This window comes from Streptomyces sp. CC224B, assembly GCF_030010595.1.
GTDB lineage: Bacteria > Actinomycetota > Actinomycetes > Streptomycetales > Streptomycetaceae > Streptomyces > Streptomyces longispororuber.
On the sequence record NZ_JASCXL010000013.1, the window covers coordinates 90,743 to 106,741 of the forward strand.

Below are 15,999 nucleotides of genomic sequence, written 5' to 3' on the forward strand. Positions count from 1 at the left end.
GCCGCCCGGCCGCCGTACCCGCCGTACTCCCCCGCCCGCCGCTCCTCCCCTCCCGTCCCGCCCGGGCGCCGCGTGGGGTGCGCGGCGACGGCCGTTTCGTCCTCCTTCGAAAGGAATCACGATGGTGCTGTCCCAAGCGCCTCTCCCCGCGATCAGCCACCATCAGATGCTGGTCTTCCTGTTGCAGGTCGGCCTGCTGCTGGGTGTGGCGGTGCTGCTGGGCAGGCTCGCCACCCGGCTGCGGATGCCCCGCGTGGTCGGTGAGCTGTCCGCGGGCGTGCTCCTGGGGCCGTCCGTGTTCGGGAACGCGCTGCCCGACCTCCGCGACTGGCTGCTGCCGCACGACACCGCGCAGATGCACCTGCTGAGCGCGGTGGCGCAACTCGGCGTGCTGCTCCTGGTGGGCATCACGGGCGCGCACATCGACGTCGGGCTGCTGCGCCGCAAGCGCCGCGTGATCGGCTATGTCAGCGTGGGCAGCGTGCTGCTGCCGCTGGCCCTCGGGGTGGGACTCGGCTTCGTCATGCCGGATTCGCTGATGGCCCCCGGCGCCGAGCGGGGCACGTTCGCCCTGTTCGTGGGCGTCGCGATCGCGGTGAGCGCCCTCCCGGTGATCGCCAAGACGCTGCTCGACATGGACCTGCTGCACCGCAACGTCGGCCAGCTCATCATCGGCGCGGCCGCGGTCAGCGACATCGTCGGCTGGATGCTCCTGTCGATCGTGGCCGCGATGGCCACCCACGGGCTGCACACGGGTCTCGTCCTGGAGTCCGTCGCCTACCTGATCGCGGTCCTCGTCTGCACAGTCCTGGTGGCCCGGCCGGTGGCCCGCAAGGTGCTCCAGTACACCGACCGCTCGGCGCAGTCGGACGTCAGCGTCGCCGCGATCGCCGTGATGATCCTGCTGTCCTCCGCCGGTACGCTCGCCCTGGACATGGAGCCCATCCTGGGCGCCTTCCTGTGCGGCATCGTGATCAGCTCGCTGGGTGTCTCCGCCCGCCGGTCGCTGGACTCCATGCGCACCTTCGTGATGTCGACGCTGGCCCCGCTGTTCTTCGCCACCGCCGGGCTCCAGGTGGACCTGTCCGCGCTGGCCCGGCCCACGGTGCTGCTGGCCGCGGTGGTGACCCTGCTGGTCGCCACGCTCGCCAAGTTCGCGGGCGGCTACGTCGGCGCCCGGATGGGCCGGCTCGACCACGGCGAGGGCCTGGCCATCGGCGCCGGGCTCAACGCCCGCGGCGTCGTGGAGATCGTCATCGCCACCGTCGGGCTCAACCTCGGCGTCCTGACCACCGCCACGTACACCGTCGTGGTGCTGATCGCCGTGGTGACCTCGATGATGGCCCCGCCGTTCCTGCGCCACGCCACGCGGAGCATGCCGACCACCACCGCCGAGCACGAGCGGCAGCGGGAGCTGGCCGGGCAGACCGCCTGACGCCCCGCCGCGGACAGGCCCGCGACCGGCAGGCCCCGCCCCCCGGAACTGGGGGGCGGGGCCTGCCGGTCGTGGTGCCCGCCGGTCAGGCGGCGGCGAGCCAGTCGGCCAGGAGCGCCGGGGTCGGCGCCAGGAACACCGCGCGCGGGGGCAGCCGCAGGCCGTGCTCCGCGTGCGCGCGCCGGCTCAGCCGCACCGCGAGGAGCGAGTCCCCGCCCAGGTCGAAGAAGTCGTCGTCGACGCCGACTTCCTCGTGCTGGAGCAGGTCGGCGAAGAGCGCGGCCAGGAGTCCCTCGCGCCCGGTGCGCGGCGCCCGGCCCCCGCCCTCGTCCCCTCCCCGGTCCGCGCCCCGGCGCGGGGCGGGCAGCGCGGCCCGGTCCAGCTTCCCGTTCGGGGCCAGCGGCAGCCGCTCCAGGACCACGAACGCGGACGGGATCATGAAGGCGGGCAGCCGGTCGGCCACGTGGCGCCGCAGCACCCGCGAGGTCAGCCCGGCCGCCGCCGCGCCGCCCGGCTCGGCCGGCACCACGTAGGCCACCAGGGTGCCGGCGCCCGTGCCCGCCGCGGGGCGCAGCGCCACCACGGCCTGGGCGACGTCGGGGTGCGCGACCAGGGCCAGCTCGATCTCGGCGGGCTCGATGCGGATGCCGCGCAGCTTCATCTGGCCGTCGTCGCGCCCGAGCAGCTCCAGCTCGCCCCCGGCGTTCCAGCGGGCCACGTCGCCGGTGCGGTACATCCGCTCGCCCGCCGGGCCGAACGGGTCCGCCACGAACCGCTCCGCGGTCTGCCCCGGCCGGGCGTGGTAGCCGCGGCCGACCGCGCCGGCCACGTACAGCTCCCCCACCACCCCCTGCGGGACCGGTGCGAGCCCCGGCCCCAGGACGTACGTGCGCATGTTGCCGAGGGGGGTGCCGATGGGGACGCCGCCCTCGCCGCGCCAGCCGTCGGGCACGGTGTACGTGGTGGCGTAGAAGCTCTCCGTCTGGCCGTAGGCGTTGACCAGGGTCGTGTCCGGGATCGCCGCCCGCACCTGCTCGGTCAGCGCCGCCGAGAGCTTCTCCCCGGCGAACACGGCCGTGTCCACGCTCAGCCGCCCCTCGAGCCGCTCCAACACCTCGGCGAACACCGACGGGACGGTGTGCAGGACGGTGCCCGACCACTGCCCGCGCTCGCCCAGCTCCAGCACGTCGCGGACCACCTCGACGGTGGCGCCGGTGCTCAGCGCGGTGAACACCTCGAACACCGACACGTCGAAATTGACGGAGCTGCTGGCCAGCATCCGCGCGCCGGGCCGCATGTGGACGACGTCGGCCAGGCGCGTGATGCCGTTGACGACGTTGGCGTGCGAGATGGCCACCCCCTTGGGGGTGCCCGTGGAGCCGGAGGTGTACATGAGGTAGGCGAGGTTGTCCGGGCGCGGCGGCCGCGGGACCTCACCGGTGACGCCGCCGGGCCCGTCGAGGTCCAGATCCTCCAGCAGGCAGCACGGGACGTCGTGCGGCGGCAGCGCCGACGCGGTCGCGGCGTCGGTGAGGATCAGGCCGGGGGCGGCGTCCCGCAGCAGGTGCCCCAGGCGGCGGCTGGGGTAACGCGGGTCGATCGGCAGGTAGCCGGCGCCGGACTTGAGGATGCCCAGCATGGCCACCACCAGGTCGGCCGAGCGCGGCAGCGCCAGGCCCACCACCGACTCCGGGCCGGCCCCGGTGGCCAGCAGCGCGCGGGCGAGCCGGTCGGTACGGGCGTCCAGTTCCCGGTACGTCAGTGAGGTCGCGCCGCAGACCACCGCCGGGGCGTCGGGCGTCGCGGCGACCTGGCGCGCCACCAGTTGCGGGAGCGTCACCGGCGGGGTGGGGGCCGCGGTGGCGACGTAGTCCACCAGGAGCCGGCGCCGTTCGTCCTCGGGCAGGACGTCGACCGCGCCCACGCGCACCCCGGGGTCGGCGGTCACGTGGCGGAGAGCGCGCAGGTAGCAGGCCGCCAGGTACTCCGCGCCGACGGCGTCGAACAGGTCGGTGGCGTACGTGAGCGAGCCGTGTAGCGCCGCGCCCGCGGCCGCAGCGCGCAGCCGCAGCGCCAGGTCGAAGGGGGTGCTGTCCGGCGGCACCGCCTCGGCGGTCACCGTCACACCGGGCAGCGTGACGGCGGGCCCGGCGTCCTCGCGCAGCTCGAACACGACCTGGCACAGCGGGTGGTGGGCCAGGGAGCGCTGCGGGGCCAGGGCGTCCACCAGGCAGGCGAACGGCAGCTCCCGGTGGTCATCGGCGGCGAGCGTCGCGCGGTGCGCCTGCTCCAGCAGGCGCGTGAAGGGCGGGTTGCCGCCCAGGTCGGCCCTGAGCACCCACAGGTCGTCGAAGGGGCCCACGCACCCCGCCCAGCTCGCGTCGGGGCGCCGCTCGGCGGGCGAGCCGACGGTGATGTCCGTGCCGCTGCCCAACTGGTGCAGCACCACGGCCAGCGCGGCGCGCAGCACCGTCTCGGTGCGCACGCCGTGACGGGCGGCCAGCGCCGCCACCGCCCGGGCGAGGTCCGCGTCCACGACCAGTGGGACCCGGTCCGCGCGGTGGCTCGCCTCCGGGGGGCGCGGCCGGGCGGCGGGCAGCGGCAGGGGGGCGGGCGCGCCCGCCAGCGCGGTGCGCCAGAAAGCGGTGGCGCGCTCGCGGACACCGCGCGGGCCGCTCTCCTCCTCGAGGAGCTTCCGCTGCAGCAGCGCGAAGTCCGCGTACGGCACCGGTGCGTCCGGCCACTGCGGGGCGGTCCCGTCCCGGCGGGCGGCATAGGCGGTCGCGAGGTCGTCGGCCAGCGGCCGCAGCGATGCCTCGTCCGCCGCGATGCCGTGCACCACCAGGACGAGGACGTGCTCCTCGGGCGCGCTCCGCACCACGGCGGCGCGCACCGGCAGCTCCGCGGCCGGGTCGAAGGGGTGGCTCACCTGCGCGGAGACGACGCCGGACACCTCGGCGGGCGACGCGTCGAGCAGGGGGACGTCGAGGTCGAGTTCGGTCACGGGTATGACGTGTCGGCCGGGCGCGCCGGTCGCGTCCTCGGGGAACACCGTGCGCAGGCCGTCGTGGCGGACCACGACGTCCCGTACGGCGCGCGCCAGCGCGGCCGTGTCCAGGGCCCCGGTCATCCGCAGTACGAGCGGGACGTTGTGCAGGGCCGACGGGCCGTGAATACGGTGGATGAGCCACAGTCGGCGCTGCGCGAACGACAACGGATTCATGCGTGCCTACTCCTTGTTGGTCCGGCGTGGTTGGAGTCTGTCGGGCCCGCCCACGCCGTGCCACAGTTCCGGGGCGTTACCCGGCGGCGTCAACCGGGACGTGCGCGCGCATTGCCGCCGCGGACTCGATGCGCGATTCTCGACGCGTCATCCCGAGGAATTCCGGCCGTGTGTTCCGGCTGTCCGGCTGTCCGGTCGACAGGACCGGCGGGAATACCCGTCGTGGCGGCCGGCGGCCCCACGCGGAAGCCGGAAACGACGGCCGGAAACGACAGAAACGACAGCCGGAATCGACCGGTAGCGAACGGAGAAAACGTGCACATCACCGTCGACGAACAGTCCTGCGTCGGGGCGGGCCAGTGCGTCCTGTCCGTCCCCGAGGTCTTCGACCAGGACGACCGGACCGGCCGGGTCGTCCTCCTGGCCGAGCGGCCGCCCGCGACGCTGCACGGCGACGTCCTGGAGGCCGCCCGGGCCTGCCCGGGCCAGGCGATCACGCCCGCGGACGACTGATCCGCCGCGCCGCACCGCCGTGCCCGGCGCCGGCGGTGCGCGCCGTCGTCAGGGGTCCCGCGGGGCGGGCCGACCCAGCCGTGTCCCCCGGCCGCGAGGTGCGGCCGGGGGACACGGCTCGTCGTGGGGGGGGGGGGGGGGGGGTCAGCTGGTGAGGACCGCCTTCATCACCGAGCCGTCGGCGACCGCGGCCAGCGCGTCCGCGTGCCGGTCCAGCGGGAACGGCGTCACGAGGCTCGCCAGGTCGAACCGGGCGGCGAGCGTCGGCAGCAGCCGCACGTACTCGACGAGGTGCGCCCCGGTGAAGGCCCACGAGCCGATCACGTCGAGCTGGCGGTACACGATCTGGTGCGGGTTGACGAGGGTGTCGCCCGCGTCCGTGTACTGGCCGATGACGAGGTACGTACCGCCCCTGCGGGCCAGGGTGAGCCCCTGGGCGACGGCCTGCGGCACGCCCGCGCACTCGATGACGAGGTCGGCGCCCTGACCGCCGGTGGCGGCGCGCACCTCGCTCAGCACCTGCTCCTGGTCGGCGGCGTCCGCGATGTTCAGGTGCACGTCGCCGATGCCCGCCTTCGCCGCGCGGTCGAGCCGCTCGGCCGGGCCGCCGATGACGATGACCTTGGCGGCGCCGGCGAGCTGGGCGAACGCGGCGGCGGCGAGACCGACGGGGCCGCTCCCCTGGACGACGACGACCTCGCCGAGCCGCACCGGGCGGCGTTCGTACAGGGCGTGCACGACGGTGGGGCCCGCGCAGGCCAGCGACATCGCGGCGAGCGGGTCGACGCCCTCGGCGGCCTTGACGACGGTGGTGCCCGGCTGGAGGACGATGTGGTCGGCCCAGGAGCCGGACAGCTCGGGGCCGTTCAGGGTGGAGCGGTTGACCCCGTACGTACGGCGGTTCTCGCACAGCGTCGGCTCGCGGTGCAGCCGGCACGGCGGACAGGTGCCGCAGGCGATGGACGAGGCCCACATGACGGAGTCGCCGGGCCGCAGTTCGGCGCCGACGGCGTCGTGCGTGGTGCCCTCACCCAACTCCCGTACCGTGCCGAGGCCTTCGTGGCCGAGGACGAGCGGCGTGGGGATCGGCAGGTGCCCCTGCTGGAGGTGCAGGTCGGTGCCGCAGATGCCGCCGTAGCCGCAGGCGACGATCATGCCGCGCTCGGGGGCCGGCGGCAGGGCGAACTCGCGCAGCGCGAGCGGCGCGCCGAACTCCTCCAGGACGACTCCGCGGCCGGTGCGCCCGGTCATACGGCCACCTCCTCGAGGTCGTCGAGGAAGGTGCCGTCGAGCGGGGCGAGCGGGGTGGAGTCCCGGCACACCACGTAGTCGGGGCGCGGCTCGCCGCGCCAGCTCGGCAGGTTGCTGACCTCGTTGTACGTCACGATGAGCAGTCGGCGGGCGAACGGGGACATGTTGGGGGCCGAGCCGTGCACGATCTCCGGGGAGAAGAGCACCACGGAACCGGCCGGTCCCTTGGGGCTGGTCATGCCGTGCCGGTCGACGAGCTCGGCGAGCCGCTTCGGCGGCAGCGAGATGTCGTCCGGGTCGAGGTGCTGCTCCGACTTCACCTCGGACTTGCGGCCCTCGTGCGCGAGCCCTTCGCGGTGCGACCCGGGCAGGAAGATGACGGGGCCGTTGAACTCGGTGACGTCGTCGAGGAAGACGGCCACGTTGACCTGCGCGGGGGCGGGCAGGTTGTCGGAGATCTGCCAGGCGAGGAAGTCCTGGTGCCAGGCCCACTTCTCGCCGCCGAAGGCGGGCTTGGCGTTGATCTTGAACTGGTAGACGTACACGTCGTCGGTGAGGAGCTGCTGGACCGGGGCCAGCACGCGCGGGTCGCGGACGAGCCGGGTGTACTCGGCCTGCCGCTGGTGGGAGGAGTACACCGCGCGTACCGCCTCGCCCCCCTCCTCGACGATCCGGTGCGGCCCGGGCGTGTCGCAGTCGCGCTGGAACGCCGTACGCAGCCGGTCCACCTCGTGCCCGTCCAGCAGGGAATCGAGGAGCAGGAATCCGTTCTCCTGATACTGCTCCAACTGCTCCTGGGTCAGACGCATTTTTCTTTTCGCTCCTTATACAAGGGGAATTCGCGTAGGGGGCCCGCACACGGGCTCAGGGGTCGCGCCGGGGGTTCACCCCATGAAATGTCCGCCGTCCACGATGAGCTGCTGTCCCGTGATGTAGGCCGACCGCGATGTCACAAGGAATTCGAGAGCGTCGGCGATGTCCTGCGGGGTGCCGATCCGCTGCTGGGGAATGGAGTCGATGACCGCGGCGCGCCGTTCCGGCACGTCGAGCCGGTAGCGTTCGGTGACTTCCGGGGTGTCGGTGAAACCGGGGAGCAGGGCGTTGACCTGGATGTGCGGGGCCAGCTCCAGGGCCATGCACTTGGTGAGCTGGAGCAGCCCCGCCTTGCTGGCGCAGTAGTTGGCTCCGTTCGCGCGCGGCCGGATCGCCGTGGTGGCGCCCACGTTGACGATGGAGCCGCCGCCGGCCTCGATCATCGCGGGCGCCAGTGCCTGGCTGAGGTGGAACGGCCCGGAGAGGTTGGTCGCGACGACCTGGTCCCAGTCCTCCTCCGTGAGGGAGAGGAAGGGCCGGTCGCGGTTGACCCCGGCGTTGTTCACCAGGATCCGGGGCGCGCCGTGCTCGGCGAGGATCCGGGTACAGGCCTGACGGACCTCGGCGGGTCGTCCGAGGTCGACGCGTACGGGCACGATCGAGCCGTTCCCGGCCTCGGCCGTCTCCTTGGCCGCGGTCTCGTCACTCCGGTAGAGGGCGAGCACCCGGTGGCCCAGGGCGCACAGCCGCAGACTCAGCGCACGTCCGATGCCCCGCGTACCGCCGCTGATCACTGCCGTCGCCATGAGAACTCCACAGAGGTGCGTACCGCGGGGCGTCCGGCCGTCCGCGGGAGCGCCCGGGAAGTGGGCGGTTCCGGCAGATCACGCACGTCCAACACCCCGCACAGAGGAATGGATCGAGGAATGCATCGGAACGAGCGGCCACCCGCGGTGTCCGTCGGGCCGGGGGGAGGGGTTCACCGGTGGCGTCCTGGCAGCCGCCGCCGGTGAGTTCCAGACGCGTCGTCCAAGCCTCTCGGCCCGGGATCACACCCTCACGCCTGCGGGCTGCCGGGGTCAAGCGAAGGAAGAGCGCCCGGCGGGGACCGCGGGCGACGGCACCGGGTGTCCTGTCCACGGGACACCCGGTGCCGTACGGCGATGTGGCCAAGAAGCGCCCCTGCCGAGGCCGACCGCGGCACCGGCGGGCGCACCCGGTGGGTTTCGGACGCCGCGCGGCCGGGTCCCGCGGGCTCCGCGCCCCGCGGCGGTCGCGCCGTTCCCGCTCACCCGCGCGACCACCCCCGGCAACGCGCCCGAAAGGCGGCGGACATGCCCGCCGATTCCGCTTCCGCGCGGTGTCCCGTGGACGGGACAGCGGGGCGCCGCGGGGCGTCCTGCCTCCGGTCCGCCCTCGCTTGACCCCGGCAGGCCGCAGGCGTGAGGGTGTGATCCCAGGCCGGGAGGCCTGAAGACGACGTGTTCGACCGGCGGCGGACGCCAGGAAGCCCTTCCCCGCCCCGGCCTACGGACACCGCGGGCGGCCGCCTGATCCGAACCACTTCTTCGATCCATTTATCTGTGTGGGGTGATGGATGTGCATGCTCCGCTGGAGCAAAACCGTCCGCTGACGAGTAGGGACGGTGCGGCCGGACTGATCCTCGACACGACGGTGCCTGAGCTGTTCGCCCAGCAGGCCAGGCTGACTCCGGACGCGGTCGCCGTCGTCTGCGGACACGAGTCACTGACGTTCGGCCAACTCGCCGCGGAGTCCGACGCGGTGGCCGCCGGGCTGAGGCGGCGCGGCGTGGGAGCGGAGTCGCTCGTCGCGGTCGCGCTGCCGCGGTCCGTGGAGGCGGTCGTGGCCCTCCTCGGCGTACTGAAGACCGGCGCCGCCTACCTTCCGCTCGACCCCGACTACCCCGCCGAACGCGTCGCGCTGATGCTGGGCGACGCCCGGCCCGCCCTGCTGGTGTGCGCGGCGGACGCCCCCGGGCACCTGACCGGCCACTGCCCCACCGCCGGCGTGGCCGAGCTGGCCGACGGCGGCTCCGGCGACGGCACCCGCGCGGCCGCCCACCCGTGGGGGCTCGCGTACGTCATCTACACCTCCGGGTCGACCGGTACGCCCAAGGGCATCGGGGTCACCCACCGCGACGTGGCCGCGCTGGTCCAGGACCGGCGCTGGCACCACGGCATGCGGATGCTGCTGCACTCGCCGATGGCCTTCGACGCCTCGGTCCTGGAGATCTGGGTGCCGCTGCTCAACGGCGGCGCCGTCGTCGTCGAGCCGTCCCCGGACCTGACGCCCGCCGTGCTGGCCGCGCAGGTGGCCCGGCACGGCGTCACGACCGTCTGGCTCACCAGCGCGCTCTTCAACCTCCTGGTGGAGGAGGACGCGCGCTGCCTGACCGGCCTGCGCGAGGTGTGGGTGGGCGGCGACCGGGTGTCGCCGCAGTCGATCGCCCGGGCCGTGGCGGCCTGCCCCGACACCGTCTTCGTGAACGGCTACGGGCCGACCGAGACCACGGTCTTCACCTCCAGCCACCAGGTCGACCCGGCGCGGAAGCCGGACGAGGAGGTGCCCATCGGGCAGCTCTTCGACACCCTCGACGGCTACGTCCTCGACGAACGGCTGCGGCCCGTGGCGCCGGGCGTCATCGGGGAGCTGTACGTCGCGGGCGCCGGCGTGGCGCGCGGCTATCTGCGCCGGCCGGCGCGGTCCGCCGAGCGGTTCGTGGCCTGCCCCTTCGGCCCCGCCGGTGAACGGATGTACCGCACCGGGGACCTGGTGATCCGCACCGACGACGGCGACCTCGTGTACCAGGGGCGCGCCGACGACCAGGTGAAGGTGCGCGGCTACCGCATCGAGCTGGGTGAGATCGAGGCGGCCCTGCTGGCCCACCCCGCGGTCGCGCACGCCGCCGTGATCGCCCGGCAGGGCCGCGGCGGGGACACGGCCAAGCAGCTCTTCGGCTACGTGGTGCTCGCCCAGGACGGCGCGCCCGCGCCCGACGAGGCGGAGATCGCCCGCGAGCTGCGGGAGTTCGTGGCGCGGCGGCTGCCGGAGTTCATGGTGCCGGTCGCGCTCATGGTGCTCGACCGGCTGCCGCTGACCCCGAACGAGAAGCTGGACCGGGCCGCGCTGCCGGAGCCGTACTTCACCGGCAGTGCCTACCGGGCGCCGCGCGCCGGGACCGAGGAGGTCCTCGCCGGTGTCTTCGCCGAGGTCCTCGGCCAGGCCCGGGTGGGCGCCGACGACGACTTCTTCGCCCTGGGCGGCGACAGCATCCAGTCCATCCAGGTGGTCTCGCGGGCCAGGGCGCAGGGCGTGCTCGTCACCTCGCGGCAGGTCTTCGAGCACCGGACCGTGGCCGAGCTGGCCGCGGTCGCGGTCGCCGACGCCGGGGACCGCGGCCCCGTCCTGGCCGAACTCGACGGCGGCGGCGTGGGCCACCTGCCGCTCATGCCGGTGGCGCACTGGATCCTGGAGAACGGCCCCGGCTTCGACTCCCTGCTCCAGGCCGTGGTCCTGGAGCTGCCGCACGGCATCGACCGCGACGGCCTGGCCGCGACCCTCACCGCGGTCCTCGACCGGCACGACCTGCTGCGCGCGCGGCTGCTGCCCGACGGCCTGCTCGTCGCCCCGCCCGGCTCGGTGGACGTCGATCCGCTGATCCGCACGGTGGCCTGCGACGGGACGTGGTCGGGCGAGGCCTGGCGGAGCCTGCTCGTGGGCGAACTGCGGGAGCTGGCGGGCCGCCTCGACCCGGCGGCCGGGACCCTCGCCCAGTTCGTGTGGTTCCAGCCGCCGTCCGGCCCGGGGCGGCTCCTGGTCGGCCTGCACCACATGGTCGTCGACGGCGTGTCGTGGCGGATCCTGATGCCCGACCTCGCGGCGGCCTGGAAGCAGGTCCGCGAGGGCGCCACGCCGGAGCTGCCGGCGCCCGCGACCTCCGTACGGCGGTGGGCCCACGCGCTGGTGGAGGAGGCGGCACGGCCCGAGCGGGTGGCCGAGCTCGACCGCTGGACGTCGATCCTCGACGGGCCCGACCCGGTCCTCGGGGCCCGGCGCCTCGACCCCGCGGTGGACGTGCAGTCCACCGTGGAGAAGGTGCGCGTCGTGCTGCCGCCCGCGGCCACCGACGCGGTCCTCACCTCGGTGCCCGCGGCCTTCCGCGGCGGCGTCAACGACGTGCTGCTCGCCGCCCTGGCGATGGCGGTGGTCCGCTGGCGCCGCGCCCGGGGCGTCGAGGAGCCCTCGACGCTGCTGCGCCTGGAAGGGCACGGGCGCGAGGAGGAGTCGGTGCCCGGCGCGGACCTCTCCCGCACCGTGGGCTGGTTCACCAGCGTCTTCCCGGTCCGCCTGAACCTGTCGGGGATCGACGTGGAGGACGCCTTCACCTCCGGCCCGGCCGCCGGGGCCGTCGTCAAGGCGGTCAAGGAGCAGTTGCTCGCCGTGCCCGACAAGGGCCTGGGGTTCGGCCTCCTGCGCTACCTCAACCCGGAGACCGCCGAGGTACTCCGCGGGCGCTCGCTGGGCCAGGTCGGCTTCAACTACCTGGGCCGCTTCTCCACCGGCGACATGCCCGACGACCTGCACGGCCTGGGCTTCACCCAGACCTCGGACGCCGCGGACCTCACCGAGCTGGCCGAGCTGGACGCCGGGCACGACCCGGCCATGCCCGCGCTGTGCGAGGTGGACATCAACGCGATGGTCACCGACACCGCGGCGGGACCGCGCCTGGGAGCGGTCTTCGGCGCCCCCGCGGGGGTCCTGACCGCGGCGGAGGTCGGCGAGCTGGCCGAGCTGTGGCAGGACGCCCTGGAGGCCCTGGTGCGGCACGCGGCCACCCCCGGCGCGGGCGGTCTGACGCCGTCGGACGTGCCGCTGGTCGACGTCTCCCAGGGCGAGCTGGAGACCTGGGAGAAGCAGTACCCGGGCCTGACCGACGTGTGGCCGCTCACGCCCTTGCAGGCGGGTCTGCTGCACCACTCCGAACTGGCCGGCGCCGGCAAGGACATGTACCAGGTCCAGCTGGTCTTCGGGTTCACCGGCCCGGTGGACGCCGCGCGGATGCGGGCGGCCGGACAGGCCCTGCTGGAGCGGCACACCGGCCTGCGGACGGCGTACGTGCCCGACGCGTCCGGGGACGTGGTGCAGCTCGTCGTCTCGGGCGTGACCCTGCCGTGGCGCGAAGTCGACCTCGCCGAGGACGAGTTCGAGGCGTTCCTCGCCCGGGAGCGCACCGAGCCCTTCGACGTCGCCGCGCCCCCGCTGCTGCGGATGACCCTGGCGCGCGTCGGCGCCGAGCGCACCGAGGTGGTGCTCACCGCCCACCACGTGCTCTTCGACGGCTGGTCCGAGCCGATCCTGCTGCGCGAGCTGCTGTGGCTGTACGCCGGTACGTCCGCCCTGCCCAAGGCGCCCTCGTTCCGGGAGTTCCTCGGCCACCTCCACCGCCGCGGACAGGAGCAGCGGGAGCTGTCGGTACGCGCCCACACCGAGGCCCTGCGCGGGGTCGACGAGCCCACGCTGCTGGTCCCGGAGCGGGAGGCGGCGAGCGGCGGGGCCGGCTTCGGCACGCTGGAGCTCGCGCTGGGTGCCGACGAGGCCCGCGCTCTGGTCCGGCGGGCCGCGGAGACCGGCAGCACGCCCAGCAACGTCGTCCAGGCCGCCTGGGCCGTGGTCCTCGGGGAGCTCACCGGCCGCACCGACGTGCTGTTCGGCGCCACGGTCTCCGGCCGCCCGCCCGCGCTGGCCGGAGTGGCCGACACGGTCGGCCTGTTCATCAACACCGTGCCGGTCCGGGCGCGCTGCTCGCGGGACAGGACCCTCGCCGAGGTGGCGACCGGGCTCCAGGCCGCGCAGGCCGCGCTGCTCGACCACGACGACTGCGCGCTCGCCGACCTGCACGAGGCCACGGGCCTGGACACGCTCTTCGACACCCTCGTCCTGGTCCAGTCGCACCCCTTCGACAACGCTGCCATCGCCGAGGCGAGCGACGCGGCCGGGCTGCCCGCGCCCACCTTCCGCAACATCGCCGGGGCGAACTACCCGCTCATCGTGATGGCCGAGCTGGACCCGCTGCTGCGCCTGCGGCTCCAGTACCAGCACAGCGCCTTCGACGCCGCGGCGGCGTCCGGCGTCGCCGAGCGGCTGCTGCGCGTGGTGCGGGCGTTCCTCGCCGACCCCGGCAGCCGGGTCGGGGCGGTGGGCGCCCCGGCGTCCGCCTCCCCCGCGGCCTCCCCCGCGGCCACGCCCCGGCCCGCGGCGCGGGCGGCCGGGGACGGGGAGCTGGTGCCGCGGGCGTTCGCGCGCCTCGCGGCCGAGGACCCGGACTCCGTGGCCCTCCTCGTCGGCGGGGCGACGACCAGCCGGCGCGACCTTGACGCGCGGGCCGCCCTGCTCGCCGACGACCTCCGCCGGTACGCCGCGGGGCCGGACTCCGTGGTGGCCGTGTGCTGCGCCGACCCGGTCGACCGGGTGGCCGCGCTGCTCGCCGTCCTGAAGGCGGGCGCGTGCGCCCTGCCCCTGGACGCCGAGGACTCCCCGGAGTGGACCGCGGCCGTCCTGGGCGACGCCGCGGCGGGCGCCGTCGTCGTCGACAAGGAGACCGCCGACCGGAACTGGGGCTCCCTGCCCCGCGTCCCGGTCCCCCACGACGCGCTGGGCGCCCTTCCCGCCGCGCCGCCGGAGCGGACGCTCCCCGGTCACCTCGCGCACCTCCGCTACGCCCCCGACGCGACGGCCCGGCCCCGCGCGGTGGCCGTCACCCACGCCGGCCTGGCCGAGGGCGTACGCGCCTTCGCCGCCGAGGCCGGGGCGGCGCCGGTGGAGGCGGGTCCCGCGACGCCCGCCACCGACCTCCTGGCGGCCCTGTGCGCCGGCCGCACCGTCGAGATCCGCGACGGCGCACCGGAGGTCAGCGCCCTCGACGCCGACGCCGCCCGCGTCCGCGTCCTCAGCCCGTCCCTCGCCCCGACCGCTCCCGGCGCCACCGGCGAGCTGTACGTCGCCGGCGCGTACGGGCGCGGTCACCTCGGGCAGGGCGCCCTGACCGCCGCGCACTTCGTCGCCGACCCCTACGGCACGCCCGGTGCCCGCCTGTTCCGCACCGGCCTGCGTGCCCGCGTCACCGCCGACGGCCGGCCCGAGCCGCTCGGCAGCACCACCGCGGGAACCACGGCCCCCCGGGCCGTGGAGGCCGTCCTGTCCCGTCACGCCCAGGTGGCCGACGCCGCCGTGGTCACCGTCGGCGCGGGCCCCGTCGCCTACGTCGCGGCCGCGGACGGCGGCCGGGCCGCCCCCGAGGAGCTGCGGGACCTCACCGCGCGGCACCTGCCGCACCGGCTCGTGCCGCGCGCGGTCGTGGTCCTGGACGAGCTGCCCAGGACCGCCTCCGGACGGCTCGACCACAAGCGGCTGCCCGAAGCCGCCGACGCGCCCCGCCAGGCCAGGACGGCGGGCAGCGAGCGCGAGGAGTACCTGACCCGGGTCTTCGGTGAGGTACTCAAGCGGGAACAGGTCGGCGTCGACGACAACTTCTTCGCCATGGGCGGGAATTCACTGCTCGCGACCCGGCTGATCGGCCGGATCCGCAATGAGCTGGGAGTGGAGCTCACCATTCGCTCGGTATTCCAGTACAAGACCATCGCCGAACTGGCGGCTCACTGGGACGACATCGTCACGGCGAGCGGCCCCCGACTGCGCAAGATGAGCTAGGGAGAAGCCCAGCATGTCCACAGCACCTGAACTTGCCGGCGAGACCCCCTACATCTGGCGCGCCCGGCAGCCCCGGAGCCGGCACCGGCTGATCTGCTTCCCGCACGCGGGGGCCGGCGCCACCGCCTACGCCGACTGGGCGGCCCTGCTTCCGCCGGAGGTCGAGCTGGTCGCCGTCCAGCTCCCCGGCCGCCAGGACCGCATCGCCGAGGAGCCCTTCACCGCGGTCGGCCCGCTGGTCAGCGTGTTGACGCACGCGCTGCGGCCCGTGCTCGGCGGATCGTTCTCCTTCTTCGGCCACTCCTGCGGCGCGGCGCTCGCCTTCGAGCTCGCCAAGGCCCTGCGCGCCAAGGGGCAGCCCGGCCCCGACCACCTCTTCCTCTCCGCGCAGGCGGCGCCCGGCGCGACCGGCATCCGGCAGCTGCACGCGCTGCCCGACGACGAGTTCCGCGACGCGATGCTGACCCTCGGCGGGATCGACGAGGAGATAGCCAACGACGAGTTCGTCATGGACTCCCTGGTGCCCGTGCTCCGCGCGGACTTCGAGCTCTGGGAGCGCCACCGCACGGCCCCCGACGCGCCGCTCGACTGCCCCATCACCGTCCTCGCCGGTGAGGACGACCCGCAGGCGCCGAAGGAGTCGCTGGAGGGGTGGCGCGCGCAGACGACCGCCGAGTGCACCGTCCTGTTCCACCCCGGCGGACACTTCTACTTCCTCGATTCGCCCGGCACGGTGGTCTCCGCCCTGACCGAGAAGATGCTGGGCGCGGTGGCGGGGAGGACCGCATGACGAGCGCGGACACCCTCGGCGTACTCGACGCGCTCAGCGGCGAGATCACCGCGGCCGCCCGGGCGGTGCCCGGCGTCGCCGACGCCGTCGCCGTGGCCCGCAAGGGCGTGCGGGCGGCGGCGCGCCCCCGCCCCGCGGCCGCGCCGCCCCCGCCCCCCCCCGGCCCGGCCCGCGGGGATCGGAAGAGCGGGGTGGTGGGGAAAAGGGGTGAGAGGCGAGGGGGTGTAGGGGGGGGGCGGGGAATTT

Annotated in this window: 9 protein-coding genes; 5 read left to right on the forward strand and 4 right to left on the reverse strand. The window is 74.9% G+C overall.

The window, feature by feature from the left end:
- The first annotated feature begins 121 nt into the window (after window positions 1-121).
- On the forward strand, window positions 122-1,435 hold the full coding sequence (locus tag QK440_RS07980) for a cation:proton antiporter (protein ID WP_282792286.1): 1,314 nt from the start codon (window positions 122-124) through the stop codon (window positions 1,433-1,435).
- Window positions 1,436-1,520: 85 nt separating this feature from the next.
- Here the strand turns inward: QK440_RS07980 and QK440_RS07985 are convergent, their stop codons facing one another.
- Window positions 1,521-4,658, reverse strand: a complete 3,138-nt coding sequence (locus QK440_RS07985) for an amino acid adenylation domain-containing protein (RefSeq protein WP_282792287.1) — start codon at window positions 4,656-4,658, stop codon at window positions 1,521-1,523.
- 315 nt (window positions 4,659-4,973) lie between these two features.
- Between QK440_RS07985 and QK440_RS07990 the strand changes: the two genes are divergently transcribed.
- The gene (locus tag QK440_RS07990; protein ID WP_282792288.1) at window positions 4,974-5,171 is read left to right on the forward strand and encodes a ferredoxin; all 198 of its coding nucleotides are present in this window, start codon (window positions 4,974-4,976) and stop codon (window positions 5,169-5,171) included.
- Between the two features lie 144 nt (window positions 5,172-5,315).
- Here the strand turns inward: QK440_RS07990 and QK440_RS07995 are convergent, their stop codons facing one another.
- The 3 genes from QK440_RS07995 to QK440_RS08005 form a co-directional block, all read right to left on the reverse strand.
- On the reverse strand, window positions 5,316-6,422 hold the full coding sequence (locus QK440_RS07995) for a zinc-binding dehydrogenase (RefSeq protein ID WP_282792289.1): 1,107 nt from the start codon (window positions 6,420-6,422) through the stop codon (window positions 5,316-5,318).
- On the reverse strand, window positions 6,419-7,231 hold the full coding sequence (locus QK440_RS08000) for a phytanoyl-CoA dioxygenase family protein (RefSeq protein ID WP_282792290.1): 813 nt from the start codon (window positions 7,229-7,231) through the stop codon (window positions 6,419-6,421). Before QK440_RS08000 ends, QK440_RS07995 begins: the two co-directional genes overlap by 4 nt.
- A gap of 75 nt (window positions 7,232-7,306) precedes the next feature.
- Window positions 7,307-8,041 (reverse strand): SDR family oxidoreductase, encoded by a 735-nt coding sequence (locus QK440_RS08005; RefSeq protein ID WP_282792291.1) that lies wholly within the window; start codon window positions 8,039-8,041, stop codon window positions 7,307-7,309.
- Between the two features lie 787 nt (window positions 8,042-8,828).
- Here QK440_RS08005 and QK440_RS08010 point away from each other — a divergent pair.
- From QK440_RS08010 to QK440_RS08020, 3 genes are all read left to right on the forward strand, one after another.
- Entirely contained in the window at window positions 8,829-14,963 is a 6,135-nt protein-coding gene (locus QK440_RS08010) for a non-ribosomal peptide synthetase (RefSeq protein ID WP_282792292.1), read from the forward strand.
- A gap of 13 nt (window positions 14,964-14,976) precedes the next feature.
- On the forward strand, window positions 14,977-15,753 hold the full coding sequence (locus QK440_RS08015; protein WP_282792293.1) for an alpha/beta fold hydrolase: 777 nt from the start codon (window positions 14,977-14,979) through the stop codon (window positions 15,751-15,753).
- Window positions 15,750-15,999: hypothetical protein (locus QK440_RS08020; RefSeq protein ID WP_282792294.1), on the forward strand; the 250-nt coding region annotated here is incomplete at its 3' end. The genes QK440_RS08015 and QK440_RS08020, both read left to right, overlap by 4 nt.

Excerpts from the sequence above, each read along its gene's own strand:
- QK440_RS08015 (WP_282792293.1), top strand. The coding sequence starts at position 14,977 with ATGTCCACAGCACCTGAACTTGCCGGCGAGACCCCCTACATCTGGCGC.
- QK440_RS08000 (WP_282792290.1), bottom strand. The coding sequence starts at position 7,231 with ATGCGTCTGACCCAGGAGCAGTTGGAGCAGTATCAGGAGAACGGATTC.
- QK440_RS08005 (WP_282792291.1), bottom strand. The coding sequence starts at position 8,041 with ATGGCGACGGCAGTGATCAGCGGCGGTACGCGGGGCATCGGACGTGCG.
- QK440_RS08010 (WP_282792292.1), top strand. The coding sequence starts at position 8,829 with ATGGATGTGCATGCTCCGCTGGAGCAAAACCGTCCGCTGACGAGTAGG.
- QK440_RS07995 (WP_282792289.1), bottom strand. The coding sequence starts at position 6,422 with ATGACCGGGCGCACCGGCCGCGGAGTCGTCCTGGAGGAGTTCGGCGCG.
- QK440_RS07980 (WP_282792286.1), top strand. The coding sequence starts at position 122 with ATGGTGCTGTCCCAAGCGCCTCTCCCCGCGATCAGCCACCATCAGATG.
- QK440_RS07985 (WP_282792287.1), bottom strand. The coding sequence starts at position 4,658 with ATGAATCCGTTGTCGTTCGCGCAGCGCCGACTGTGGCTCATCCACCGT.